General features: G+C 71.7%; 20 protein-coding genes. 12 read left to right on the top strand and 8 right to left on the bottom strand.

Translation table 11 applies throughout. The annotated features are described in order from the left end of the window. Positions 1-35 precede the first annotated feature (35 nt). The gene (locus GA0070561_RS01220) at positions 36-1,109 is read left to right on the top strand and encodes an NAD(P)-binding domain-containing protein (RefSeq protein ID WP_091397124.1); all 1,074 of its coding nucleotides are present in this window, start codon (positions 36-38) and stop codon (positions 1,107-1,109) included. A gap of 192 nt (positions 1,110-1,301) precedes the next feature. Then, entirely contained in the window at positions 1,302-1,583 is a 282-nt protein-coding gene (locus tag GA0070561_RS01215) for an adhesin (protein WP_091393621.1), read from the top strand. A gap of 8 nt (positions 1,584-1,591) precedes the next feature. Here the strand turns inward: GA0070561_RS01215 and GA0070561_RS01210 are convergent, their stop codons facing one another. Next, on the bottom strand, positions 1,592-2,662 hold the full coding sequence (locus tag GA0070561_RS01210; protein WP_181539544.1) for a beta family protein: 1,071 nt from the start codon (positions 2,660-2,662) through the stop codon (positions 1,592-1,594). Between the two features lie 91 nt (positions 2,663-2,753). Between GA0070561_RS01210 and GA0070561_RS01205 the strand changes: the two genes are divergently transcribed. The 4 genes from GA0070561_RS01205 to GA0070561_RS01190 all read left to right on the top strand — a co-directional run bounded on the left by GA0070561_RS01205 (position 2,754) and on the right by GA0070561_RS01190 (position 7,739). Then, positions 2,754-3,632: a sulfotransferase domain-containing protein gene (locus tag GA0070561_RS01205; protein ID WP_091393619.1), complete on the top strand. Its 879-nt coding sequence runs from the start codon at positions 2,754-2,756 to the stop codon at positions 3,630-3,632. A 247-nt stretch (positions 3,633-3,879) separates the two neighbouring features. After that, a complete protein-coding gene (locus GA0070561_RS01200; protein ID WP_091397116.1) occupies positions 3,880-4,272 on the top strand; it encodes a cupin domain-containing protein in 393 nt (130 codons plus the stop codon). 42 nt (positions 4,273-4,314) lie between these two features. Then, positions 4,315-6,114, top strand: a complete 1,800-nt coding sequence (locus GA0070561_RS01195) for a glycoside hydrolase family 15 protein (protein ID WP_091393616.1) — start codon at positions 4,315-4,317, stop codon at positions 6,112-6,114. A 257-nt stretch (positions 6,115-6,371) separates the two neighbouring features. Next, a complete protein-coding gene (locus tag GA0070561_RS01190) occupies positions 6,372-7,739 on the top strand; it encodes a pectate lyase (RefSeq protein WP_091393613.1) in 1,368 nt (455 codons plus the stop codon). A 51-nt stretch (positions 7,740-7,790) separates the two neighbouring features. On the opposite strand, the gene GA0070561_RS01185 is transcribed toward GA0070561_RS01190, so the two are convergent. Both GA0070561_RS01185 and GA0070561_RS01180 read right to left on the bottom strand, forming a co-directional pair. Beyond that, the gene (locus GA0070561_RS01185) at positions 7,791-8,981 is read right to left on the bottom strand and encodes a threonine synthase (protein WP_091393609.1); all 1,191 of its coding nucleotides are present in this window, start codon (positions 8,979-8,981) and stop codon (positions 7,791-7,793) included. Between the two features lie 14 nt (positions 8,982-8,995). Continuing rightward, entirely contained in the window at positions 8,996-10,039 is a 1,044-nt protein-coding gene (locus tag GA0070561_RS01180; protein WP_091393607.1) for a DNA polymerase ligase N-terminal domain-containing protein, read from the bottom strand. Positions 10,040-10,133: 94 nt separating this feature from the next. On the opposite strand from GA0070561_RS01180, the gene GA0070561_RS01175 reads away from it, so the two are divergent. The 3 genes from GA0070561_RS01175 to GA0070561_RS01170 all read left to right on the top strand — a co-directional run bounded on the left by GA0070561_RS01175 (position 10,134) and on the right by GA0070561_RS01170 (position 12,164). Further along, positions 10,134-10,922 carry an aldo/keto reductase gene (locus GA0070561_RS01175; RefSeq protein WP_091393604.1) on the top strand — a complete coding sequence of 263 codons (789 nt, stop codon included), beginning with the start codon at positions 10,134-10,136 and terminating at the stop codon, positions 10,920-10,922. Between the two features lie 124 nt (positions 10,923-11,046). Beyond that, on the top strand, positions 11,047-11,199 hold the full coding sequence (locus GA0070561_RS33435) for a hypothetical protein (RefSeq protein WP_167362321.1): 153 nt from the start codon (positions 11,047-11,049) through the stop codon (positions 11,197-11,199). Next, the gene (locus GA0070561_RS01170; protein WP_091393601.1) at positions 11,199-12,164 is read left to right on the top strand and encodes a golvesin C-terminal-like domain-containing protein; all 966 of its coding nucleotides are present in this window, start codon (positions 11,199-11,201) and stop codon (positions 12,162-12,164) included. Before GA0070561_RS33435 ends, GA0070561_RS01170 begins: the two co-directional genes overlap by 1 nt. Positions 12,165-12,219: 55 nt before the next feature. Here GA0070561_RS01170 and GA0070561_RS01165 read toward each other — a convergent pair whose 3' ends face one another. Next, positions 12,220-13,341, bottom strand: a complete 1,122-nt coding sequence (locus GA0070561_RS01165) for a glycoside hydrolase family 12 protein (RefSeq protein ID WP_091393598.1) — start codon at positions 13,339-13,341, stop codon at positions 12,220-12,222. A gap of 299 nt (positions 13,342-13,640) precedes the next feature. On the opposite strand from GA0070561_RS01165, the gene GA0070561_RS01160 reads away from it, so the two are divergent. Continuing rightward, positions 13,641-14,747, top strand: coding sequence for an FAD-dependent monooxygenase (locus GA0070561_RS01160; protein ID WP_091393596.1), 1,107 nt, complete (start codon positions 13,641-13,643; stop codon positions 14,745-14,747). Between the two features lie 130 nt (positions 14,748-14,877). Beyond that, positions 14,878-16,638 (top strand): aa3-type cytochrome oxidase subunit I, encoded by a 1,761-nt coding sequence (gene ctaD / locus GA0070561_RS01155; RefSeq protein WP_091393593.1) that lies wholly within the window; start codon positions 14,878-14,880, stop codon positions 16,636-16,638. An 818-nt stretch (positions 16,639-17,456) separates the two neighbouring features. Here ctaD and GA0070561_RS01150 read toward each other — a convergent pair. Genes GA0070561_RS01150 through GA0070561_RS01135 form a run of 4 tightly spaced genes read right to left on the bottom strand, consistent with a single transcriptional unit; the run spans position 17,457 to position 23,358 of the window. Next, on the bottom strand, positions 17,457-18,704 hold the full coding sequence (locus GA0070561_RS01150; RefSeq protein ID WP_091393589.1) for an MFS transporter: 1,248 nt from the start codon (positions 18,702-18,704) through the stop codon (positions 17,457-17,459). Positions 18,705-18,744: 40 nt separating this feature from the next. Then, positions 18,745-19,326 carry an isochorismatase family protein gene (locus GA0070561_RS01145; RefSeq protein WP_091393586.1) on the bottom strand — a complete coding sequence of 194 codons (582 nt, stop codon included), beginning with the start codon at positions 19,324-19,326 and terminating at the stop codon, positions 18,745-18,747. Between the two features lie 50 nt (positions 19,327-19,376). Further along, positions 19,377-20,663 carry a nicotinate phosphoribosyltransferase gene (locus tag GA0070561_RS01140; protein WP_091393583.1) on the bottom strand — a complete coding sequence of 429 codons (1,287 nt, stop codon included), beginning with the start codon at positions 20,661-20,663 and terminating at the stop codon, positions 19,377-19,379. 16 nt (positions 20,664-20,679) lie between these two features. Beyond that, positions 20,680-23,358 carry a LuxR C-terminal-related transcriptional regulator gene (locus GA0070561_RS01135; protein WP_091393581.1) on the bottom strand — a complete coding sequence of 893 codons (2,679 nt, stop codon included), beginning with the start codon at positions 23,356-23,358 and terminating at the stop codon, positions 20,680-20,682. A gap of 195 nt (positions 23,359-23,553) precedes the next feature. On the opposite strand from GA0070561_RS01135, the gene GA0070561_RS01130 reads away from it, so the two are divergent. Then, complete coding sequence (locus GA0070561_RS01130) at positions 23,554-25,104, top strand: P-loop NTPase family protein (RefSeq protein ID WP_091393578.1); 1,551 nt, start codon at positions 23,554-23,556, stop codon at positions 25,102-25,104. The last annotated feature ends 2 nt before the right edge of the window (positions 25,105-25,106 follow it).

Below are 25,106 nucleotides of genomic sequence, written 5' to 3'. Positions count from 1 at the left end.
GGCACAGCGGTGACATCCGGGGCGTTGTAGCCCACGTGGACACCCACTCCGTGGACGTCGTGGTGATCGGTGCCGGTCAGGCCGGCCTGAGCGCCGGCTATCACCTGCACCGCACCGGCGTCGCGCCCGGCAGCGGCTTCGTCATCCTCGACGCCGACGACGGGCCCGGCGGCGCCTGGCAGCACCGCTGGCCGACGCTGGTCTTCGACCGGGTGCACGGCTTCCACGACCTGCCCGGGCTGCCGCTCCCGCCCACCGAGCCGCAGCGCCCGGCTTCCGAGCAGGTCCGCGCCTACTTCGCCGCGTACGAGAGGGCCTTCGACCTGCCGGTGCGACGGCCGGTGCGGGTCCGGGCGGTGCGCTCCCGCCCCGACGGCCGGCTCGACGTGCACACCGACCGGGGCACCTGGACCGCCCGCGCCCTGATCAACGCCACCGGCACCTGGACCCGACCGTTCTGGCCGCACTACCCGGGCCGGTCGACGTTCCGGGGACGCCAGTTGCACACCGCCGACTACCGAGGGCCGGCCGAGTTCAGCGGCCTTCGCGTGGTGGTGGTCGGCGGCGGCACCTCGGCCGTGCAACTGCTCGGCGAGGTCTCCACCGTCGCGGCGACCACCACCTGGGTGACCCGTCGGCCGCCGACGTTCAACGACGAGGAGTTCGGCCCGGAACTGGGTCGCGCCGCGGTGGCCCGGGTGGACCAGGCGGTCCGGGCCGGCCGACCGCCGGGCAGTGTGGTGGGCGTGACCGGGCTTCCGGTCACCCCGGAGGTACGCCGACTGCGCGAGCGCGGCGTCCTCGACCGGCTACCCATGTTCGACCGGATCACGCCCGACGGGGTGGCCTGGACGGACGGGAGGTTCGTGCCGGCGGACGTGATCCTGTGGTGCACCGGCTTCCGGGCGGCCATCGACCACCTCGCCCCGCTGGGGCTGCGCGCGCCCGGCGGCGGTATCACGATGGACGGCACCCGGGTGGTCGCCGACGCGAGGGTTCACCTGGTCGGGTACGGGCCCTCGGCCAGCACGATCGGTGCCAACCGGGCCGGCCGCGCGGCGGTCAACGAGATTCGCGCGTGGCTGACGCCGGCCCCCGCTCTCCACTGACCTGGCTCTATTTGACGGATGGTCCGCCAGCGGGCACGGTGGGAGTGACGGGGCCGTCAGCTGCCCCGATTCGATGCGACGGCGATGACCGTTCGCCCCTCTGTCGCCTCCCACGTGTGCTCGTACGCGGGCCGACTGTCCGGTCCGCGCGGTATCCGACCGCGAGCCGAGAATCCACGAGGAGTTCCATCAATGCTCACCATGACCGATAACGCCGTGCTCGTCATCCGTGACCTCGCCAACCAACAGGACGTCGCCCAGGACGGCGGTGTGCGTATCGCCGCCGACACCGAGGCGGGCTCGCTCACCGTCGAGCTGGTTCCCGAACCGGTACAGGGCGATCGGGTGGTCGACAACCAGGGCGCCCGGATCTTCCTGGACGAGGACGCCGCCGAGCTGCTCGGCGACGCGTCGGTGGACGCCACCGTCGACGACGAGGGCATCATCCAGTTCGGCTTCACCGAGAAGCAGTAGATCCGGCTTCACCGCAGCGATCGTCCCCGCTGCGGTGGTGGCCCCTGCCCGGGGTGCCACCGCGGCGCGCCGTCGCCGGCTGGATGCAGCAGCGTGGCGAGTACGTGGGCCAGGTGGTGCGAGGTGCTCCACGCCGCCCAGTTGGCGGTCGAGCCGGCCCCGGCGCCCCGGCGGGCCCGGCGCAGCAGCTCATGGTCACCCCAGGAGAAGGCCGCCCCGGTGGTCGGCCAGTGCGGTGCCGACACCAGCGTGCGGCACAGGTCGGCGAACCGGTCGTCGCCCCGGCCGCCGCGTCGCGCCCAGCGATAGACCCACCAGCTGCCGTCGTCGGTGTAGCGCACGGTCGGCAACCGGTCGCCAGGGTCACCGGCGCCCGGCCCGGCCGGCTGGACGCCGTAGTCGCCGTAGTCGACCCCGGCGTCGGCCAGTCGTCGCCACAGTTGCCAGTCCCAACGGTCCAGCTGGACCGGCTCGTCGGTGGGCAACCGGGACAGCGTCGGCGGCATACCGCCCGCCGCCACCGTCACCGACCGCCAGGCGTGTCGGCGCGCCCAGTCCAGCAGGTGGCGTACCCGGGGCTCGGCGGTCCGTACGTCCGCCGGGCAGCAGACGTCTCCCGCGTCCACCAGCAGGTCGCACTCCTCCGGGGCGAGGCTGGTGAACCGCCAGATCCGTTCCACAGCGGTGGTGCTCGCATCCGGCCCGGCCCGGTCCTGGCCGGCTCGCAGCCGGATGAGCGCGCGTCGGCCGTACACCCGCGCCGCCGCGCCGTGCGCGACCAGCCGGTGGTCGCTCTCGGAGAGCCCGATCACCGGCACCACCGGTACGCCCCAACGGGTCAGCTCCGCCTCGGGGATGTCGGGCAGTGCGCTGACGTCGATGGCGGGCAGCAGCCCGGCTGGCAACCGGCGAATGGTGTCCATCGTGGACCGGCCGATCGCGCCGATCTCCAGGATCGGGGCGACCAGTGCGGCGTACGCGGGATCGAGGTGGCTCAGGGCCTCAAGCTCGCCTCGTCGGCTGGCGAGGATGGGGCGGTAGACCGGTGCCGCCGCCCGGCCCCCGTGGGCGGGCACCATAGTTCAATCTAGCCAGGCGTACGCACATCCCCCAGGAATGTAAGCCGGAATTCGGCTGCTGCACTGTCGGTTCGGCGACTACCATCCACCGATGCCCACGCCAATTCACCGTTACCAATCCGACGAAGAGGACAGCGCGCGGTGGACCGGTTTTCCGTTCCGTGACGGCGACATCGTGATCAGCACCCGGTCGAAGAGCGGCACCACCTGGATGCAGATGATCTGTGCGCTCCTGGTGCTGGGCACCGCGGAGTTGCCGGCGCCCCTGACCGTGCTGTCGCCGTGGCTGGACTGGTTGGGCGAGCCGCAGGCCACGGTGTACGACCGGCTGGCCGCCCAGCCACACCGGCGGTTCATCAAGACGCACACCCCGCTGGACGGGGTGCCGCTCGACCCCCGGGCGCACTACGTGGTGGTGGCCCGGCACCCGCTGGACATGGCGGTCTCCCTCTACCACCAGAGCGCCAACCTGGACCGGGCGCGCATCGCCGAGTTGACCGGCCAACCCGCCCCGGCCGGGCCACCCCGGGAGCGGCCTCCGGTGCGGGAGTGGTTGCTGAGCTGGGTCGACCGGGAGGTGGACCCCCCCGTCGAGCTGGATTCGCTGCCCGGGGTGTTGATGCACCTGAACGACGCGTGGGCCCGCCGGCACGAGCCGAACGTCGAGCTGGTGCACTACGACGACCTGCTGGCCGATCTGGCTGGTGAGATGCGCCGGCTGGCCGACCGGTGGCAACTCCCGAGCCCAGGGCCGGAGTTGGTTGAGGCCGCCACCTTCGGTCGAATGCGGGAGCGTGCCGACCGGCTCGCACCGGACACGCTCGGCGTGCTGCGTGACCGGCAGGCGTTCTTTCGCCGGGGAGGCTCGGGTCAGGGACGTGACCTGCTGGACGAGGCCGGTCTCGCCCGCTACCAGCATCGGGTCGCGGCGCTGGCGCCGCCCGACCTGCTCAGCTGGCTGCACCGCTAGGCCCGCGGGGGCACAAGAGCGCACGGCGCCGTTTCGACAGTGGTCGGAACGTCGCCGTGCTCTGGCCGTCTCCCACCACCGCAGCCGTTCGGCGGTACGCCGGCGGGGACCTGGCTCGACCGGCCGTTCGCGCCGGTCAGCGTTGTCGATCCCCGGTCCGCGTGGATCCAAACCCGCCAGCCGTGGGGAATTGCACCATTCGCCAGTCCCGGCGTGACGCGCCGCCGGACGGGGTATGAGCGTGGACATGGAGCATTTCACTATCGCGACTGTCGCCGAGAAGAGCCCGGATTTCCGGCGCGTGCTGTGGACCGGTGAGCACACCCAGCTGGTCATCATGACCATCCCCGCCGATGGGGAGATCGGCGAGGAGGTGCACGAGGACATCGACCAGATCCTCACCTTCGTCAGCGGCGTCGGCGAGGCGCGGGTCGCTGGCGCGAAGCGGAAGGTCGTCGCGGGCGACCTGGTCGTGGTGCCGGCAGGCACCAAGCACAACTTCGTCAACACCGGCCCCAACCCACTGGTGCTGTACACGGTCTACGGGCCGCCGGAGCACGCCGACAAGGCCGTGCACAAGACCAAGGAAGAGGCCGACGCGGCCGAGGCGGCGGGCGAGGACGAGCCACCGACCGAGTGATCCATACGGCCTGATCCGGGCCGATGCGGGTACCCCCGGCGGGTGGAGCAGCAGCCGCAGATTTCCGACTACGGGTTTCTCTCGGACTCTCGTTCGGGTGCCCTGGTCGGCAAGGACGGCTCGGTCGACTGGTGGTGCCCGAACCGGTTCGACGGGGCGTCCGTGTTCGCGCGGTTGCTCGATCCGGGAGCCGGCCACTTCCGGCTGGCGCCGGTCGGGGTCGGCGGCCCGGGTCACCGGGTGGAGCGCGCGTACCTGCCGGACACGTTGGTGCTGCGGACGGTGCACCACACCCCGCACGGCAGCGTGGCGGTCACCGACGCGCTGGCCGCCGAGGTCGGCGCCCGCGCCCACGAGCTGGGCAGGAACTCACCCGCCGTTCTGATCCGGGTGGTCCAGGGGCTCTCCGGGCGGGTACGGATGGCGCTGGACTTCGCACCCCGCCCGGAGTACGGCCTGCTCACGCCGTACCTGCACGAGCAGCCGGACGGCGGGGTGCTGGCCGGTGCCGGCCCGGTGGTGCTGATGTTGCGCGCCGGGGGCCTGCACCTGCGGGCGGGCACCGACCGGGTGACCCACGAGTTCGAGGTCTCCGCCGGTCAGGTCATCGGGATGGACCTCGCGTTCGGCGAGGCGTACGGCGACCCGCCGGCCCGGATGGACCCGCTGACCACGCTCGCCGAGACGACGCAGGCGTGGCAGGCGTTCCGGGAGACGCACGGGTACTCCGGCCGCTACCCCGAACTCGTCAAACACAGCTCGACGGTCCTGACCGGCCTCACGTACGCCCGCAGTGGCGCGGTCGCCGCCGCGTTGACCTCCTCGTTGCCGGAGCAGATCGGCGGCGACCGGAACTACGACTACCGCTACTCGTGGCTGCGGGACTTCTCGTTGACCATGCGGGCGCTCTGGGTGGCGGCCTGCCCCGACGAGACGTCCCGGCTGTTCGCCTGGGCGACCCGCTCGATCGGCCGGTTCGGCGATGAGCCCGTGCCGGTGCTCTTCGGGCTGGAGGGTGAGCGCGACCTCTCCGAGCACCACTGCACCCACCTGCGCGGTTACCGCGACAGTCGACCCGTGCGGGTCGGCAACGACGCCTGGCGGCAGCGGCAGCTCGACGTGCCGGGTGAGGTGATGTCGGCGGTGTGGCGGCTGCGCGACTACCTGGGCGCGCGGTTCGAGGACGAGCTGCGGGAGATGGTGCTCGGGCTGACCGAGCAGGTGGCGGCGACGTGGCACCTGCCGGACCGGGGGATCTGGGAGACCCGCGACGAGGAGCGCCACTACGTCTCGTCCAAGGTGTCCTGCTGGTTGACCATGGACCGGGCGGTGGGGCTTGCCGACCGGCTCGGTGATCGGGCCGACCCCCGTCGCTGGGCGCGGGTACGCGACGAGATCCGCGACACCGTGCTGCGCGAGGGGTGGAACGACCGGATCGGGGCGTTCACCGGCGCGTTCGGCTCGGCGGAGCTGGACGCCTCGGTGCTCGCCCTGCCGGTCACGCACTTCCTGCCGGCCACCGACCCACGGATGCGCTCGACCATCGCGATGGTCGAGCGCGAGCTGGGCACCGAGGACGGCCTGCTGCGGCGTTGGACGACCGACGGGGCCGGATTCCTGCTGTGCTCGTTCTGGCTGGTGGAGTGCCTGGTGATGACGGGTGAGCAGCAGCGCGCCGAGGCGCTCTTCGAGCGGGTCGTTGGTCACGCCAACGACGTGGGGTTGTTCAGCGAGCAGATCGACCTCGCCACCGGGATGCAGCTCGGCAACACCCCGCAGGCGCTCTCGCACATCGGGCTGATCAACGCGGCGTGGCGGATCACCGAGCCGGAGAGCTACTGATCGGTCGGCGCTGTCGTCCCGGCCGGAATCCTGCAACAGACCTGCAAGCGCCAGGCATTGACGCTGATGGTTGGGCAGTCCTAGCCTCGAAGGAGTGGGAAAGCCCTTTCCCAAGGGCTTTGATCCCGCTTCACCCCGCCTCGGATCCGGGCGTCCGACGGGGCGCACACCGATCCCGTTCAGCGCAGCACGCCGTGCGAACACGTCTCGGTACGGCGGCCGAGGGATCACCACCACATGCGTCAAGGAGGACACCTGTGCAGAAAAGACGACTCTCCGGCCGCCGACCACTCCTGCTGGCGGTGGGCGCCGGGGTGACCGCGGCGGCCCTCGCCGCCGGCATGACCTCGGCCTTCGCGGCCACCGTCTTCAGCGACGACTTCAACGACGGCAACACCTCCGGCTGGTCCAAGTCGGGCGGCACCTGGACCGTCGACGGCTCCGGCGTGCTCAACCAGTCCAACGCCGGCAGTGAGCTGGCCCGCCAGTTCGCCGGCCAGACCAGCTGGACCGACTACTCCGTGCAGGCCCGGGTCAGGCCGACGAGCTTCGGCTCGTCCAGCGCCCTGGTCGGGCTCGCCGCCCGCTCCACCAGCAGCACCAAGATGTACCGGCTGGCCCTGCTCGGCTCCGGTCGGGCCGAGCTCCAGGCGGTCAATGGAAGCTCCGTCACGGCGATCGGTTCCGCCGCGCTGGGCATCGGCACCGGCACCTGGTACACAGTGCGCATCGAGACCAGCGGCAGCACCATCCGCGGCTTCGTCAACGGCACCCAGATCGCGTCCGGCAGCAACAGCCTGGCCGGTGCGGGCCGGATCGGCCTGGTCACCGCGTACGCCAGTGGCGGCTTCGACGACGTGCTGGTCGACTCGTCCGGCGGCGGCACCCCGACCACACCGCCACCGACGACCACTCCGCCACCCACCACGCCGCCGCCGACCACCACACCTCCGCCCGCTGGCTGGCCGACACCCACCGGCAGCCAGAAGGTGGACGCCACGATCCCGGTCTCCGGCTCCTTCGACGGTGGGCTCAAGCGCTACTACGGCATCGGTGACGGCGGGCAGAGCGAGAGCCAGGACCCGATGTTCGAACTGGCCGCCGGCGCCACCCTGCGCAACGTGATCATCGGCGCCCCGGCCGGCGACGGCGTGCACTGCGAGGGCAACTGCACCCTGATCAACGTCTGGTGGGAGGACGTCGGCGAGGACGCGGCGACCTTCCGCGGCGGCACCACGTACACAGTCGACGGCGGCGGGGCCCGCTCCGCCAGCGACAAGGTCTTCCAGCACAACGGCTCGGGCACCGTCTACATCAAGAACTTCCGGGTGGAGAACGCCGGCAAGCTCTACCGCGCCTGCGGCAACTGCTCCACGTCGTACCAGCGGCACGTCGTGATCGACAACGTGATCGTCCGGAACACCGACGCGATCGCCGGCATCAACACCAACTGGGGCGACACCGCCCGGTTCAGCCGGATCACCATCGTCGGCGACCCGGACCGGGAGACCTCGATCTGTGTGAAGTACAAGGGCGTGCCGAAGGGCAGCGAGCCGACCGAGATCGGCGAGGGCGCCGACGGCGTCAACTGCCTCTACTCGCCCTCGGACATCACCTACCAGTAGACCGGCACGACGGCGCCCCGCGGACCGCCCGGTCCGCGGGGCGCCGTCACCTCACCCCATCACTGGTACGCCGGAGACGTCGACCGTGTCCGGATACTTCAGCCCGGCACCGGTGTTGAGCACCACCACTCGTTCGCCGGCCCGGATCCACCCGCCCGCGCGCAGTTGCCGGGCCGCCGTGAGGCAGGCCGCCCCCTCCGGGCAGAGCAGCAGCCCCTCCCGGGCGGCGAAGTCCCGCAGATCGGCCAGGATGTCCGCGTCATCGACGGCGACTGCCGTGCCGGAGGACTCCCGCAACGCCGCCAGGATCAGCTCGTCGCCCAGCGGGGCCGGCACCGTGATGCCGAACGCCACAGTGTGCGCGTCCGCCCACGGCTGGGCCCGATCCTCGCCGGCGGCGAAGGCCCGCACGATCGGCGCGCAGCCGGTGGACTGCACCGCCACCAGCCGGGGCAACTTGTCGCCGATCCAGCCCAGCTCGCGCAGCTCGTGCAGCGCCTTGTGGATGCCGATCAGACCGACCCCGCCGCCGGTCGGATAGATGATCACGTCCGGCGTCTGCCAGCCGAGCTGCTCGACGATCTCGTACCCCATCGTCTTCTTGCCCTCCAGCCGGTAGGGCTCGCGCAGCGTGCCGGCGTCGAAGATCGCCCCGTTCGACTCGGCGATCAGCTCGGCCACCCGCCGGCCGGCGTCGCCGATCAGCCCGTCGATCAGGCGCAGGTCGGCACCGGCGGCGACGCACTCGCGCCGGCAGATGCTCGGCGCCTCCAGCGGCATGACGATGGTCGCGCCCATTCCGGCCCGCGCGGCGTACGTGGCCCAGGCCGATCCGGCGTTGCCGTTGGTGGGCATCGCGATCCGCTCGACGCCCAGCTCGCGGGCCCGACTCACCCCGACCGCCGCGCCCCGGGCCTTGAACGAGCCGGTCGGGATCAGCCCCTCGTCCTTGACCATCAGGTCCGTGATGCCGATCTCGGTGCCGTACGCCGGAGTCCGCAACAGCGGCGTCCAGCCCTCACCCAGCGTGGTGACGTGCCGAGGATCGGCGACCGGCAGCACCTCCCGGTAGCGCCACAGGTCGGCCGGGCGCAGCGGAAAGCGTTCCGGCGTGACCGCCTTCGCCACGGCCGGCAGGTCGTAGCGGGCCAGCAGCGGCGACCCACACTCGCAGAGATTCTGTAACCGGTCGGCGGCGTGCTCCTTGCCGCAGCGCGGGCAGTCCAGGTGAGTCAGGTACACGTTGCTCCTCGCCGTCACACCGCGTCGATGCTCTGCCAGTGCCGGCTGCGCCGCCCCGGCTGGTAGACCGAGTCCAGTCGCTTGGCGACCACGCCCGGCAGGCCCTGTTCCCGCCCGGCACGCAGGGCCTCGTCGCCCGCGCCCGGGAACCACGGCGGAGTCTGCCAGTGCGTACCGGACAAGACCAGCCCATCGAGCAGCTCCCGGCGTTGCGCGTACGGCACGTCGACGCTGCTCACGCCCTCCAACCAGAGCAGGTCGACGATCAGGTACTGGGCGCCGGCGGGGACCCGGCTGCCGGTGGCCGGCCGGACCGGGCGGACCCGCCCGGCACTGTCGATGCGGACCAGCACACCGTCGAGCACCGCCTCGGTGGGCGCGAGCGCCTCGGCCATCGCGCGCAGCCACGGGTACCCGCCGGTGATCTCCTCGTCGGTCTCGGAGAGCAGCCGCAGTCGCCCGCCGGAGACGTACGCCATCGCCCGGACGCCGTCCCAGCGCAGCTCGTACCCCCAGGCGGCGCGGTCGCGGGGGAGCCCGGCGGCCGGGGTGCTGTGCATTGGTCGGACCAGATCCGGCATCGGCGTCCAGCCCGGCGGCGCGGGGTCGGTGCGGCGGACCATCCAGTCCCGTCCTCCGGTGGCGAAGAGGACGTAGCGGCCGGCGGTCCGCTCACCGGAGAGCGTCACGATCACCTCGTCGTCGCGCCACTTCTCGCAGCGGTAGGTGCCCTGGTCGTGAATCAGCATCCGGCCGCCGCCGTACTCACCGGCGGGGATCTCACCGGCGAAGTCGAGGTACTCCATCGGGTGGTCCTCGGTGTGCACGGCGAGGTGGTTGCGACCCGGATCGCGGGGCAGACCGCGTGGCACCGCCCAGGACGCGAGCACCCCCTCGTGCTCCAGGCGCAGGTCCCAGTGCAGGCTGCGGGCGTGGTGCTGCTGGATGACGAAGCGGGCGGCGTCGGGGCCGGCCGGCAGCGGGCTCTCCGACGGCACCGGCTCGGGCGTGCGGGCCGCGTCCCGTCGTCGCCGGTACTCGTCCAGCCGGTCGGTCACACAGGCATTCTCGGGCAAACCGGACCGGTGCGCTGGACGCCGGAGTGTCCGGTTCGCTCGGCGGCCGGGGGCGCGGCGGGGTAGAACGGACCTCATGGACCTCACCGACCAGCCCACCGCCCTGCTCCCCGGTGACGTGCGGATGCCCCTGCTCGGCTTCGGCACCTGGCAGGCCACCGGCCAGGCCGGTTACGACGCCGTGCTGGCCGCGCTCGACACCGGCTACCGGCACCTCGACACCGCCACCGTGTACGGCAACGAGCGGGAGGTCGGCCGGGCGGTACGGGAGAGCGGGCTGCGTCGGGAGGACCTCTTCATCACCACCAAGATCCCGCCGGACCGGGTGGGCCGGGAGCGCGCGACGCTGGAGGCCAGCCTGGAGGCGCTCGGCGTCGAGCACGTGGACCTCTGGCTGATCCACTGGCCGCCGTCGTCGCCGGGGGACAGCATCCCGCTGTGGCGCGAGCTGCTCGCCGCCCGGGACGAGAACCTGGCCCGGGCGGTCGGGGTGAGCAACTACAGCACCGCGGAGATCGACGAGCTGATCCAGTCCACCGAGGAGAACCCGGCGGTCAACCAGATCCGGTGGAGCCCGTCGCTGTACGACCGGCAGCGGCACGCCGAGCACCGGGACCGGGGCGTGGTGCTGGAGGGGTACAGCCCGTTCAAGACCAGTGACCTCAGTGACCCGGTGCTGACCAGGATTGCCGCCGCGCACGGCGTCTCCCCGGCGCAGGTGGTGCTGCGGTGGCACATCGACCACGAGATCGTGGTGATCCCGAAGTCGGTGACCCCGGAGCGGATCAGCGCCAACTTCGACGTCTTCCACTTCTCGCTCACGGCGGAGGAGATGCGCGACATCGACGCGCTCGGCGAGGTCTGAATCGGCGAATTCCTTCAGCCAGCGACCCGGCAATGAAGGGTATCGACATCGACGTACGTGACGGTATAGCGTCCCGTCATCACGTTCGTCGATCCGTTCGTACCGCCGTCGCTGGAGGATCGCCATGGCCCGAACCCCGTCCATCCGTCTGCCCCGTCGTGGGGTGCTCGGCATCCCCGCCCTGGTCGTCGCCGCGCTGACCGTCGTCGCCCGACCCACCGCGGCGAACGCCGCGCCGAAGGCCGAGTGCCTCGCCGACCTGATTCAGGACGCCTGATGGCGACGATTCCCTGGCTGGTGGACGTGCTGCGCGCCGCCGGGGTCCAGGTCGTGGTCGAGGGGGACTGGCTCAACCGGATGCGGCCCGGCTCGTTCGACCCGATCGGGGTGCTCTGGCACCACACCGCCTCGACCTCCAGCGCCAGCAACCCCCACCCGGCGCTCGGCATCTGCATCAACGGCCGGTCCGACCTGCCGGGGCCGCTGTGCCAGGCGCTCGTCGACTACAACGGCGTCTTCCACGTCATCTCCGCCGGCCGGTGCAACCACGCCGGTGTCAGTGGCGGCAGCGGGCCGATCCCGGCCGGGGACGGCAACACCCTGATGATCGGGTGGGAGATCGACTACAACGGCGTCAACCAGGAGATGACGGCCGCGCAGTACAACGCGTCGCTCGCCGCCACCGCCGCCGTGCTCACCCGGCTCGGCCGGGACAGCAGCTACGCCCGGGGCCACCGGGAGACCAGCACCACCGGCAAGATCGACCCGTCCTTCATCGACCTGAACGTCATGCGCGCCGACGTGGCGGCGAGAATGGCAGGCGGCGGCCCGGCCTGGTCTTCCACTGTGGACAACACCACCAGCGGTCGGTTCACCGCCAGCGCCAACTGGGGCGTGTCGTCGTACTCCAGCCAGCGCTACGGCGCCGACTACCGCTACGCCGACCCGGTCGCCGCCAGCGATGTCGCGTGGTACCGGTTCAACGTCCCGGCCACCGCCAGCTACCGGGTCGAGGCCTGGTGGCCCGCGAACTCCGGCTACAACAGCGCCGCCCCGTACATCGTCGCCACCAGCGCCGGCAACCAGACCGTCCGGGTCGACCAACGGGCCACCGGCGGGCAGTGGCGAATCCTCGGCACCTTCACACTCCCGGCCGGTGACGCCAACCGGGTGGGCGTGAGCCGGTGGAGCAACGCCACCGGCCTGGTCATCGCCGACGCCGTACGCCTCACCCGCGTGTGACCCTGATCTCCTGAGCGGTGGGGGCGCGACCGCATGGTCGCGCCCCCACGACAGGTCAGGAGCGGGAGCAGGTGGCCCCGTTGAGCGAGAAGCTGGTCGGCGACGAGTACGAGCCGCTCAGCGTCCCCTGGTAGCCGAAGCTTGCCGTGCCGCCGGGTGCGACCGACCCGTTGTGGCCGGTGTTGCGGGCGGTCACCGTGGAGCCGCTCTGGCTCACAGTGGCGTTCCAGGCGTTGGTGACCTGCTGCCCGCTGGGCAGGCTGTAGGTGAGCGTCCAACCGTTGATCGCGCTGGACCCGGTGTTGGTGATCTGCACGTCGGCCGTGAACCCGTTGTTCCACGAGTTCGCCGTGTACTTCACCGCGCAGGCCGCATTGCCCGGCGGCGGGGTGGTCGGCGGCGGGGTGGTGGGGTTGCCGCCGCCGTTGACGTTGGCCGAGAACGACGTCACGGCCAGGCCGACGCCGCCCTGCCACGGCTCGAAGCCGGCCTGGATGCTGGTCAGGTACCAGGAGTTGGTGATCGCGCCCCGGTTGCGGGTGTCGTTGATGAAGTCCAGCACGCTGAAGTTCAGGCTGGAGATCGCCGACGACGCGACGTAGGAGATGACGTTGTTGGAGCCGTTGCTGCCCCGCCAGACCTCCCAGGTGCGGCCGGCCAGGTTGGTGGTGCCGACGACCGAGCCGATGGGCTGGATCGGACCCTGCCGGTTGAGCCAGATCATGATCTCCATCTGGTTCACCCCGTCCCGCTTGGGCGACGGGTCCAGCCAGATGTCGTACGACGCGTTGTAGGTGGCGCCGCTGACGTAGCGGTAGGAGATGCTGCTGGTGGCGCTGCTGATCTGGCTCACCTGGATCGGCAGGTTCGTGCCGGGGGAGCAGTTGGTGTAGTGACAACCGAAGAACACCGAGGGGTACGCCGTGGGCGCCCCGTTGGTGGGGCTGCTGCCGTTCAGGGTGGTGATCTCGAAGCCGTTGTTGGTGGCGTTGATGCACTGCTGGGCGGTGGTGCCCCAGCGGTTGTTCTGCACCACGTAGCGGCCCCCGATGACGGTCGAGCCGTACTGTTCGCAGATCTGGGTGTCGGCGGAGGCGCTGCCGCCGAGGGCTACTGCCACCAGCGAACTGGCGACCAGCAACCCGGCGGCGGCCAGGGCCCGAAGTTGACGTTTCATGACACTCCTTGACTCGGCGCGTGCCGGGCGCCGGATGTGGTGGGGCAGTGCGGGAGCGCTCCCACGCTCAACGACACATTTACATGTCTGAAACTGACGCGCAACCGTACGGGTCGAACTGGTGAATTGTGAGGATTGCCATCTCCCGCCGGACGGCTGGCCGCGGACGGCCAGCCGAGCGGCGCGGGTCACCGACGAGCGGCGGCGTGCGGGCCGATTGGGCCTGGTGTGCGTCGATCGCTCCGAGTAGCGTGTTGCCTCCAACGCGTGCCGCTCCCCCTCCGGAGGCGTACACCACCATGGGTGGCTCCCCCCTGCGCATCCTCGTCGTCGGCGCGGGCATCGCCGGCCTGGCCGTAGCCCGGGCGCTGCGCCTGGCAGGCTTCCGGCCCGACGTCACCGACAAGCTGCCGCCGGGGGAGTCCACCGAGACCGGTCTCTACCTGCCCGGCAACGCCGCCCGCGCGCTGCACCGGCTCGACCTGCACGACCCGGTCCGGCCGATCGGGCAGGTGATCCGCCGGCAGCGGTTCTTCGACGCTGCGGGCGTGCAACTCTGCGAGGTCGACCTCGACGCCCTCTGGACCGGCGTCGGCGAGTGCCGGGCGCTACCCCGGGCCGACCTGCACCGGGTGCTGCTCAGCGGTGCCGGCGGCGCCGTCCGGCACGGCGCCGAGGTCCGCACCCTGGACCTCCTCCCGGGCGCGGTCGGCGTCACCTTCACCGACGGCACCACCACGGAGTACGACCTGGTCATCGGCGCCGACGGGCCACGCTCCTCGGTCCGCGCCCTGGCCGCGCTCGGTGGGCCGCCACGCCCGGTCGGGCAGGTGGTCTACCGGGCTGTCCTGCGCGACGGTCCACCGGTCACGGAGTGGACCGCACTGCTCGGCCAGCGCTCCGGGTTCCTGATGGTGCCGATCGGCGCCGGGCGGCTGCACCTCTACGCCGACGAGGCCGGCACCGAGGAACCCGCCGACCCGCTGGCCCGGCTGCGGGACCTCTTCGCCGACTACCGCGGCCCGGTACCCGAGGTGCTGTCGGCCCTCGACGAGGTGCGCGTCGGGATCACCGACGAGGTGGAGTTGGGCCGCTGGTACCGGGGGCGTGTCCTGCTGGTCGGCGACGCCGCGCACGCCACCGCGCCGACACTGTCGCAGGGTGCGGCCATGGCCCTGGAGGACGCCGTGGTGCTGGCCGAGTCGCTACGCGCCGCCAACAGCGTGGAGGCGGCGCTCGTGGCGTACGAGAGTCGTCGCCGTCCGCGTACCCGATGGGTGCGGGACCGGACCCGGGACCGCAACCGGACCAGGGACGTGCCGCCGGCGCTGCGTGACCCGCTGCTGCGCGGACGCGGCGACCGGATCTTCGGGGAGCACTACCGGCTCCTGCTCGGCCCGCTGTAGGCCCGTAGTAGATCGTGTCACGCCACCCCACGCGGCGCTGCGACCTGCCGGGGACTATCCTCCTTGCGGATGACGGCCCGCCGATAACCAGCGTGTGCCGAGCGGGACAACCGAGAACCGGAGGCCACTCGTGACCACCGTCGCACCCAAGCCGGTCGTGACCCGGCCCTGGCCGGTCCGGGAGCCGGTCAAGGGGTCGGCCATCGCGCGGCTGCTGCGAACCACGGACGCGAAGCAAATCGGGATCATGTACATGGTCACCGCGTTCGTGTTCTTCATGATCGGTGGCCTGATGGCCCTGGTCATGCGTGCTGAGCTGGCGCGACCCGGGCTGCAGTTCCTGTCGCCCGAGCAGTACAACCAGCTCTTCACGATGCACGGCACGATCATGTTGCTGTTCTTCGCGACGCCGATCGTGTTCGCGTTCGCGAACTACATCGTGCCGATCCAGATCGGCGCGCCCGACGTCTCCTTCCCCCGTCTGAACAGCTTCGCCTACTGGCTGTACCTGTTCGGCGGAACGATGGCGACCGCCGGATTCATCACCCCGGGTGGCGCCGCTGACTTCGGCTGGTTCGCGTACGCGCCGCTGAGCAGCGTCGAGCACTCGCCGGGCGTCGGCGCCAACATGTGGATCATGGGTCTGGCCATCTCCGGCCTGGGCACCATCCTCGGCGCCGTGAACATGATCACCACGGTGCTGACCCTGCGCGCGCCCGGCATGACCATGTTCCGGATGCCGATCTTCACGTGGAACATCCTGGTCACCAGCCTCCTGGTGATCCTGGTCTTCCCGCTGCTGGCTGCCGCGCTCTTCGCGCTCGCCGCGGACCGCATCCTCGGCGCGCACGTGTACGACCCGGCAACCGGTGGGCCGATGCTCTGGCAGCACCTGTTCTGGTTCTTCGGGCACCCCGAGGTCTACATCGTGGCGTTGCCGTTCTTCGGCATCATCAGCGAGGTCATCCCGGTCTTCTCCCGCAAGCCGATCTTCGGCTACAAGGGTCTGGTCGCCGCGACCGTCGCGATCGCCGCGCTCTCCATGAGCGTCTGGGCGCACCACATGTTCGCCACCGGCCAGGTGCTGCTGCCGTTCTTCAGCTTCCTGAGCTACCTGATCGCCGTGCCGACCGGTATGAAGTTCTTCAACTGGATCGGCACCATGTGGCGGGGCCAGATCAGCTTCGAGACGCCCATGCTCTGGGCGGTCGGCTTCCTGGTCACCTTCCTCTTCGGTGGTCTCACCGGTGTGCTGCTGGCCAGCCCGCCGATCGACTTCCACGTGTCGGACTCGTACTTCGTGGTGGCGCACTTCCACTACGTGCTCTTCGGCACCATCGTGTTCGCGGTCTTCGCGGGCATCTACTTCTGGTTCCCGAAGATGTTCGGCCGGATGCTCGACGAGCGCCTGGGCAAGGTGCACTTCTGGCTCACCATGATCGGCTTCCACACCACGTTCCTGGTGCAGCACTGGCTCGGCAACGAGGGCATGCCCCGTCGGTACGCCGACTACCTGCCCAGCGACGGCTTCACCACGCTGAACACGATCTCCACGATCGGCGCGTTCATCACCGGTATCTCCACGCTGCCGTTCATCTACAACTGCTGGAAGTCGTACAAGACCGGCCCCGTGGTCGAGGTGAACGACCCCTGGGGTCACGGCAACTCGCTGGAGTGGGCGACCAGCAGCCCGCCGCCGCTGCGCAACTTCGACCGGATGCCGCGGATCCGCTCCGAGCGGCCGGCGTTCGACGCGAAGTTCCCGGAGCTGGCGGCCGGTGGCCAGAGCCTGGCCGGCCCGCCGGAGGGTGGCGCCAAGCCGCTCACCAGCGAGTCGGACGGCGGAGCCAGCTACCGCGAGGACACCGCGAGCGACGCCGACCGGCACTGACGCTCAAGCTCAGCAGTACGACGGGCGCCGCCCCCCGGGACACCGGGAGCGGCGCCCGTCGCCATGTCCAGCCCACTGTCGCTCGCGCGTCTCGCCGCGTTCCAGCCGCTCCGCATCGCTCACCGGCGGGCTGTCTACCGCAGTTCCGCCGCCCCGCCCTGCCCGGCCTGGCTCGGCCACCCCGCCCAGCCCCGCCCAGCCTGGCTCGGGCCACCCCGCCCAGCCTCGCCCTGCCCGGCCTGACTCGGTCCTGGCCTGGCGCGGCTGGGCTGCGGGGCATTCCCTGATGACCCTGACGGCTGTATGGCCCCGGCTCTAGTCCGCCGGGCCGGCCTGACTCGGCCAGTCCGGCTTGGGTCCGTCTAGCCCTGGCCTGGTCCGGCCGGTTGGCTTGCTTCGGCTGGGTCCGCTCGGCTCTGCCGGCCGGGCCCGCGTGGCACCGGCGTGGCCGGATCTCCAGGTGACGGTAGTGCTGACGAGCGATATACCTGTGAGTCATAAATATGCCTCACAGGTATATCTGCCAGGAGCATGTGTGCCGTCTCGGGCGGTCGAGGTGGATCGCCTACCGGTGTGGCAATGCGTTGTTCCGGCAGACCAGCATGCCGCGGTGCGGTGCGGTGCGGTGCAGTGCGGTGCGGTGCGGTGCAGTGCGGTGCAGTGCGGTGCGCCCTGTCCCAGTGCAGCGCGAGCCAGCGCAGGCTGCTTCGCAGGTCGTTAACGCAGGCCGTTCGGCGCGGCTCCACGGCCGCGTTGGACAGCGCAGCGAGCGACCGGTCAGGGACGCCGACCTTCAGCTTCGCGCGACGGCGGGGTCGTCAGTGGGCGGCGGGGGCGAGGTCGGCCTCGGCGGGCGGCGGGGTGGCCGCTTGGGCGATGCGGCGGCGGCGCAGCTCGATCGGGAGCACCACAAGGGTGACCAGCGCGCCGAGCGCACCGGTCACCACGAAACCCCAGAGTGGCGCGCTGGCGTCGATCACCGCGCCGGCGAGTGGTGCGCCGACCGCGATGCCGACGGTGACCGCGGAGCCGTGCAGACCCATCGCCTCACCGCGTACCTCGGCCGGAACCAGGCGGCTGACCGCGTCCGAGCCGGCCGCGATGGTCGGCGCGCAGAGCGCGCCGGCGGGGATCAGCGCCAGGCACAGCAGCCACCAGTGCGCACCACCCAGCCCCACCGGAATGGTGCACAGGGCCAGTGCGGCGGTCAGCGCCAGCGGGGAGAAGGAGCGGTGCACGGCTCCGTACGCGAAACCGCCGGCCAGCGAGGCGACCGCCCAGATGGCCAGCACCGCGCCGGTCCACCCGACCTCGCCGCTGGCCCGCAGGACGGCGACCACCGCCACGTCGGTGCCCCCGAGCACCAGGGTCGCGGCGGCGCTGAGCGCAAGGATGGCGAGCAGTCGGGGGCTCAGCCACTCCCGGCGCGGCACGCGGCGTTGTGGGCCGGTGGGCTCGGTGGCCTCCCGGATCGGTGGGTTGACCACCCACAGGGCGATCCCGGCGGCGACGATGCCGCCACCGACCAGATACATGGTGGTCTGCGCGGAGATAGCGGTGACCAGGGCCACTGCCAACGCCGGGCCGATCATGAAGGACAGCTCCACCGACATCGAGTCCAGTGCGTAGGCCGGGCGGCGTTGGTCCTCGGGGACCAGCGCGGCGATCGACTGACGGACCACGGAGAAGATGGGTAGGGCCAGGGAGCCGGCCACGAAGGCGGCCGGCAGGAGCACGGGGTACGTCAGCGACGGCGCGGTGGTCCAGAAGATCGCCTCGGCGATGGCGGTGAGCACCAGGACCGGGCGCAGTCCTCGCCGGTCCACGAGTCGGCCGAGCAGCGGCCCGCCGATCGCCGCGCCCACGGTGACCGCCGCACCCACCAGGCCGGCCGCGCCGTAGCCCCGATCAAGATCGAGCACCACGTGGAAGGTCAGCGTCACCCCGGTCGCGGTGAGCGGGATGCGGGCGAGGACGGCAACCAGTAGCAGCGACCGCAGGCCGGGCAGGGCGAGCGCCCGCCGGTAAGGCTTCATGTTCACGTGGGTCCGTACCTCCGGCGACATCCTCGACCGGCGGCGGCCCCTTGGCCAACCAATTAGCGCCTCATGCGGCCCTGATCACAGGCTGGCCGTGCATGATCACCCCGGCGCCCTCCATCGCGCGCAGGGCCACGTCGGTGGTCGCCGGGGCGACGGCGGCGGTCAACTCCAGCAGCACGGTGGTGGCGAAACCCTCCCGGGCGGCGTCCAGTGCGGTCGCCCGGACGCAGTGGTCCGTGGCGATGCCGACCACGTCGACCCGGTCCACGTCGCGCTGGCGCAGCCAGTCGGCCAGGCACTCGCCGTCGTCGGCATGCCCCTCGAAACCGGAGTACGCCGCCGCGTGCTCGCCCTTGTGGAAGATCGCCTCGACTCGGGCGGTGTCCAGTTCCGGGTGGAACTCCGAACCGGTGGTGCCGACCACGCAGTGCCGGGGCCAGGACTCCACGAAGTCCGGCGGATCGCCGAAGTGGGCACCCGGGTCGACGTGGTAGTCCTTGGTGGCGACCACGTGCGTCCACCGGTCCGGCTCGGCGGCGAGTAACCGGGAGATGCCGGCGGCCACGCCTGCGCCGCCGGCGACGGCCAGCGAGCCGCCCTCGCAGAAGTCGTTCTGCACGTCCACGATGATCAGCGCGTTCGCCATCGGGGGGTTTCCTCTCTCCGCACGGTCGGTCGGTGGCGCTCGGGGATGACTCAGCCAGCGGGTACGACGGTGACCGGCACGGCCGGATCGCCGGCCGAGAGCTTCAGCCCCTCCCACGGGATGGAGATCAGGCACTCCCGCAGGTGCTCCCGTGACTCGTCGAGGGTGGGCAGCGGCACCGATTCACCGGCGACCACGTACGACTGCTGGAGCAGGCGGTCGTTGGGCTGCCGGTCGGGAACGCCCTGCGGGACGATGACCTCCTCGGTGGCGGTGCCGGTCGGCTTGTGCCGGCGGACCGCGACCTTCCGGCCGCCGATGGTGGCCTTGTGCTCGGAGCGCTTCACCACCGGCCGTCCCTCGACCTCGACCAGTTTGTAGACCAGCCCGGCGGTCGGTGCTCCGGAGCCGGTGACCACGGCCGTGCCGGCGCCGTACATGTCCACCGGTTCGGCGGCCAGCGCGGCGATCGCGTACTCGTCCAGGTCGCCGGAGACGATGATCTTGGTCTCGGTGGCGCCCAGCGAGTCGAGCAACTCCCGGGACTGCTGAGCGATCACCGCGAGGTCGCCGGAGTCGATCCGTACCGCACGCAGGTCCGGCCCGGCCACCGCGATGGCGTTGCGGATGCCCTGGCTGATGTCGTACGTGTCGACCAGCAGCGTGGTGTCCTTGCCCAGCGTGGCGACCTGCGAGGCGAACGCCGCCCGCTCGTCGTCGTGCAGCAGGGTGAACGCGTGCGCCGCCGTGCCCGCCGTCGGGATGCCGTAGCGCGCGCCGGCGGCGAGGTTGGACGTGAACCGGAACCCGGCCAGGTACGCGGCCCGCGCCGCCGCCACCGCCGCCTCCTCGTGTGCCCGACGCGACCCCATCTCGATCAGCGTCCGGCCCCGCGCCGCGGTCACCATCCGGGCCGCCGCGGCGGCCACCGCGCAATCGTGGTTGAGCACGGACAGCGCCAGCGTCTCCAGCACCACACATTCGGCGAAGCCACCGGAGACGGTGAGGATCGGTGAACCGGGGAAGAACAGCTCACCCTCGGCGTACCCGTCGATGTCGCCGGTGAAGCGGTAGTCGGTGAGCCACGCCGCCGCCGTCTCGTCGACCACCCCGGTCCGCAGCAGGAACTCGACCTCGGTGGGGTCGAACCGGAAGTCGCGGATCAGCTCGATCAGCCGGGCCGTCCCGGCGACCACGCCGTACCGGCGGCCGCTGGGCAGCCGGCGGCTGAACACCTCGAAGACACAGCGGCGGTCGGCGGTGCCGTCCTTCAGTGCCGCGCTGACCATGGTCAGCTCGTAGTGGTCGGTCAGGAGCGCGGGGCGGTGGATGCTCACCGCCCCAGCCTAAGGTTCAGCTCGGGTCGACGCCGTCGTGGCCCGGGATCGAGCGTAACGCCGCCCACAGCTCGGCCCGGCCGGTGACGCCGAGCTTGGCGTAGATCCGCTGGAGGTGGTTCTCCACGGTGCGCGCCGAGAGGTAGAGCCGTTCGGCGATGGCCCGGCTGGGAGCGCCGTGTGCGGCGAGGCGCGCCACCTGCCACTCCCGCTCGGTGAGCACGGGCGCGCCGGCCTGGAGCGCCGGCGTCCGGATCAGGTCACAGCGCCCGAGCAACCCGGCGAGGCGTTCCCGGGCGTCGTTGGCGGCAGCCGAGTGCTGCCGGCGCAGCCGCTGGACGGCCTGGGAGGTGGCCTCGGCGGCGTACACGGTCAACTCCAGGGCGGCATAGTCGTCGGCGACCGCGAGCAGATCGGTGGGGGAGTCGGTCACCGCGGCGCGGGCGTGCCGGGCCAGCAGCGGCGGGAGCACCCCGTCGACCCGCTCGGAGAGCTCGGCGAGGCGCTGCGCGACGGTGCGCCGACCACCGTCGGAGCAGGTGGGGCCGACAGCCATGCCCGCCTGGTCGAGTCGGACGAGGTCGTGCAGGACATGCACCTCGTGCCCGGCGAAGCCGTCCGAGCGCAGTCGATCCACCAGGTCACCGAGGTGTTTGACAGCGCCCGGGAGGTCACCCGAGGCGGCGAGCGACGCGCCCCGGGCCTGCTCCAGCCACGGGTAGAGCACCGCCATGCCCGGCGCGTGGGTGCGGTCGGCTTCGGCCATCGCCGCAACCGCCTGCGTGGCGTCACCGCGCAGCGCCGCCGCCTGGGCGCGTTCGGCCTGGGCCAGACCGGCGTAGACCCGACTCGTGGCCAGCACCGCGCAGGCACCCAGCGAGGTCCGCATGGCCGCGTCGCTCTGCCCGCGCAGCCGGGCCGCGTACGCCTGGAGGATGGCCAGGTAGCCGGTGCCGAGGCGGAAGTCGCCGGCTCCGGCGAGGTCGGCGAACTCGTCGGCCACGATCGCGTCGATCCCGGCCAGGTCACCGGTGAGCATGAGCCGGGTGCCTCGGGCCAGTTCCAGGGCCAACTGGAGGTACGGCATGTCGGTGCGCCAACTCGCCGCAGCCGAGTGCACCTGGGCGATCGCCGTACCGCTGCGGGTCAGCTCGCCCTGCGCGGCCTGGACGTACGCGATGGTGGAACGGGCCAGCTCGCGGGCGGCGACGCCGGCCGCCGGCCGGTCCAGTACCCGTCGGCTGAGCTGCACAGCTGTGGTCGTGTCCAGTCGGTGCAGACGCATGATCGCCTCGAAGGCGTGCACCCGGGACCGGTCGGCGGAGTCGCTGAGCTGCTCGACCCGGCTTGCGATCTCCTCCACCGTGGACTGCTGGCTCAGCCCCCAGTAGCTGACCATGCCGCGTACGGTCAGCCAGCGGCAGAGCCGCCGCTCGTCGCCGGGTTCGGGAGTGACCGCGTCGAGGACGTCGATCGCCTCGTCGGGTCGGTCGGCGAACATCAGGATGGTGGCCAGCAGCTCCGCCGCGTCGTAGCCGCCGTCGGCGTTCAGCGCGGCCCGCGCCAGGCGGGTCGCCAGCGGCACGTCGTAGCGGGTGAACGCCTGCACCGCTGCGTCCAGCAGCAGAGCCGGGTCCTGTGCGGTGCCCGAGTCGAGTCGCCAGACGGCCACCCGCAACAGGTCGTCGCGTCGGCGTTTGCCGACCTGCTCGAGCAGCTCGGCGAGGTGTGCCTGGAGTCGGCGGGTGCGGCTGACCGGGCAGCGACGGCGCATCACCTCGCCGTAGAGCGGGTGCGCCAGCCGGACGTTGGTGCGCCGGTCGTGCTGGATGACGGTGATCAGCCCGCGTTCTTCGGCGGTCTCCACGTCCGACTGTTCGGCGGCCTGCCTCAGAAGGTGCAGGCCCAGTGGTTCGCCGAACGCGACCAGCTCGACGACCGCGCGGACGCCGTCGGTGAGCTTGCCGACCCGGGTGTCGATGAGGTCGGTCAGGTTGGGCGCCAGTTCCAGTCGCCCGGTCCACTTCCAGATCCCGTACGTGCGCTTCAACTCGGCGCTGCCGTTGGCGGCGTGCACCAGCTCGCGCAGCAGCAGCGGGTTGCCGGCCGACAGCCGGCCGAGCCGGTCGGCGGAGCCGGCGTCGACCGGGCCGCCCAGGATCGCCGCCAGCAGGTCGGTGGTCTCCTCCTGCGGCATCGGGGTCAGCTCGACGTGCTCGACCAGGTCGTCGGTCCAGAGTGCGCGGATCGGCAGCGGGATCTGCTCGCCGTCGCGCAGGGTGCCGACCACTGTGGCGTTCTCGGCGCGGGCGACCAGATGCACAAGTGCGGCCGAGGGGGGATCGAGCAGGTGGGCATCGTCGATGGCGAGCACGATCCGTCGGCCGGCCGCCTGCTGTTGCAGCACGTTGAGCGCCCAGCGCAGGATGCCGGCGGGGGAGAGGCCCTGGGGCTGCTCGGCGGGGAGGACCTGGACCAGCCCGCCGAACGGCAGCGCCGCGGTGGTGGCGCTGGCGGCGATGGACCAGATCGCGAACCGGTCGGTGGGCAACGCGCCCACGCCCTCGCGCAGCAGCCGACTCTTGCCGATGCCAGCGCTGCCGCTGAAGAAGAGCCCGCGGCCGGCCTCACCGGTCACCGCCTCCAGCAGGCGGTTGAGCTCACCCGTGCGGCCGACGAACTCCCATCGACTCATTCGCGCAGCATATCGACCGGAATCCGTCCGCGCCCGCACCGTCACGGTGCGAAGTTGAGTATTCGCACAATTACCCGTGAGTATTCGAGGTGTTCCGCCCGGTCGCCAGCCCGCCCGTAGTCTTCGGAACATCCGGGTTGACGCACCGGAATTTTCGCGACCGGACCCACGGTCACCTGCAACGGGAGGCACCTGATGAAGCAGGGCCCTCTCCCCTCGGTCGATTCGCCGGACGACATGACCGGCCCAACCGACCTACCCATCTGCGGCCCCCTCCCCACCCGGGTCGGCGTGTCCGGCGCCGCCCCGGACGAGCCGCTCGGTGTGGTCGCCGTCGGCCCGGCCGGTGCCGAGCGGCGTGCCGTGCTCGCCACCCTGCTCGAGCTCGACCCGGTCATGCTCACAGTGCCGGCGGGCAGCTGGTTGGTGGTGCGCGACGCCAAGGTGCCCACCCGCGCGGCGTTCGTGCCCGGTTACCGCCAGCCGCACTCGTACGGCGCGGACCGGGACGCCGCCGGTCCGGCGTTGGCCCGCCCGCCCCGGCGGGTCGAGTTGAGCGTGCCCCAGCCGCTGCTGCGGCACTTCACCCTGGTCGATGTTCCGGACACCGCCACCCTCGGCGTGTCCGGCACCCGGGTGCTGCTCGAAGCGGCGGGCCGAGCCGGCGCGCTGCTCTTCGTGATCGCCGCCGACCAGGCCTTCACCGCCGCCGAGTTGAACCTGCTCGCCGAAGTCGCCCCGACCTCGGTGGAGGTCGTCTTCGCGGTCACCCCCGGCGCGGCGGGGTGGGCTCCGCTGACCGACGGCACGGCGACTACGGAGGGCGCGGGGGCGTCCGTCCCGCCGGTCGGGGGTGCGGAGACCGAGGTGGACGCGGTCGCGGTGACGGTGGAGGCACATCGGGCGGCACTCCTGGCCGCGGTGCCGGCGCTGGCCAGCGCACGGTGGTTCCCGGTCGACGGGGCCGACACCGCCGCCGACCTGCGGCGGGCGCTGGTGGGTTGGGCGTCGCGTGAGGGGTTGCAGCGGGCCAGCGTCGACCCACCGGTTCTACCGGGCCAGCAGGGCCGCGTCGCCGTGGCCGCCGATGCGGGTGACTGGTCCGAGCGGCTCGACCGCCACGCCCGCTCGTGTGCTCAGCGGATCCGCCAGCACCTCGCCCTGGAGTTGGCGAACATCCACCTTCGGGCCGTTCAGGAGATCGTGTTCGGAGTCGGCTGTGCCGGCCTACCGGATCTCCTCGACCGGGAGATGGCGGCGTTGTCGTTGCTGGCCACCGCGCAGTGCGATCAGGCGGTGCGCGGCATCATGACCGACGTCGCGTCCCAGGTGCTCGGCGCGCCGCCGGCCGAAGGTGTGCGCCGCCGGATCGCCGCCGCGGTGCAGTACGGCCTGGCCGATCACCGGCCCGGCCACGAACTGGACAAGGTGCTGTTGATCACCAGCACGGCAGGCGTGGCCGAGTTGACCGGCCTGGAGGCGATCGACGCCGCCGCCAGCTATCCGGTGGCGTCCCGGGACGAGGTGCTCCCGCCCATCGCGGTGGCGCTCTCCGGCGGGTGCTGGCAGCAGTGGCGTACGCCCGGCACCGGCGACCACAGCGCGGCGCGGGCCTGGTCCCAACGGGCGGTGCGCGAGGTCGAGTTGGGGTTGTCCAGGGAGATCTCCCGACGGTTCGAGGTGATCCGCCTCTCGCTGGGCGTGGTGCTCTCCGATGCAGTCGATCACGGCATTCTGCTCGCCTGACG

The organism is Micromonospora saelicesensis, from assembly GCF_900091575.1.
GTDB lineage: Bacteria > Actinomycetota > Actinomycetes > Mycobacteriales > Micromonosporaceae > Micromonospora > Micromonospora saelicesensis.
The sequence above is the reverse complement of the archived record's forward strand: the minus strand, read 5'-3'. Positions and strand labels throughout refer to the sequence as shown.

Bases quoted from the DNA above. Each gene is read 5' to 3' on its own strand.
- GA0070561_RS33435 (WP_167362321.1), top strand. From the start codon at position 11,047: ATGGCCCGAACCCCGTCCATCCGTCTGCCCCGTCGTGGGGTGCTCGGC.
- GA0070561_RS01170 (WP_091393601.1), top strand. From the start codon at position 11,199: ATGGCGACGATTCCCTGGCTGGTGGACGTGCTGCGCGCCGCCGGGGTC.
- GA0070561_RS01215 (WP_091393621.1), top strand. From the start codon at position 1,302: ATGCTCACCATGACCGATAACGCCGTGCTCGTCATCCGTGACCTCGCC.
- GA0070561_RS01175 (WP_091393604.1), top strand. From the start codon at position 10,134: ATGGACCTCACCGACCAGCCCACCGCCCTGCTCCCCGGTGACGTGCGG.
- GA0070561_RS01200 (WP_091397116.1), top strand. From the start codon at position 3,880: ATGGAGCATTTCACTATCGCGACTGTCGCCGAGAAGAGCCCGGATTTC.
- GA0070561_RS01205 (WP_091393619.1), top strand. From the start codon at position 2,754: ATGCCCACGCCAATTCACCGTTACCAATCCGACGAAGAGGACAGCGCG.
- GA0070561_RS01135 (WP_091393581.1), bottom strand. From the start codon at position 23,358: ATGAGTCGATGGGAGTTCGTCGGCCGCACGGGTGAGCTCAACCGCCTG.
- GA0070561_RS01145 (WP_091393586.1), bottom strand. From the start codon at position 19,326: ATGGCGAACGCGCTGATCATCGTGGACGTGCAGAACGACTTCTGCGAG.
- GA0070561_RS01130 (WP_091393578.1), top strand. From the start codon at position 23,554: ATGAAGCAGGGCCCTCTCCCCTCGGTCGATTCGCCGGACGACATGACC.
- GA0070561_RS01150 (WP_091393589.1), bottom strand. From the start codon at position 18,704: ATGTCGCCGGAGGTACGGACCCACGTGAACATGAAGCCTTACCGGCGG.
- GA0070561_RS01160 (WP_091393596.1), top strand. From the start codon at position 13,641: ATGGGTGGCTCCCCCCTGCGCATCCTCGTCGTCGGCGCGGGCATCGCC.
- GA0070561_RS01210 (WP_181539544.1), bottom strand. From the start codon at position 2,662: ATGGTGCCCGCCCACGGGGGCCGGGCGGCGGCACCGGTCTACCGCCCC.
- GA0070561_RS01165 (WP_091393598.1), bottom strand. From the start codon at position 13,341: ATGAAACGTCAACTTCGGGCCCTGGCCGCCGCCGGGTTGCTGGTCGCC.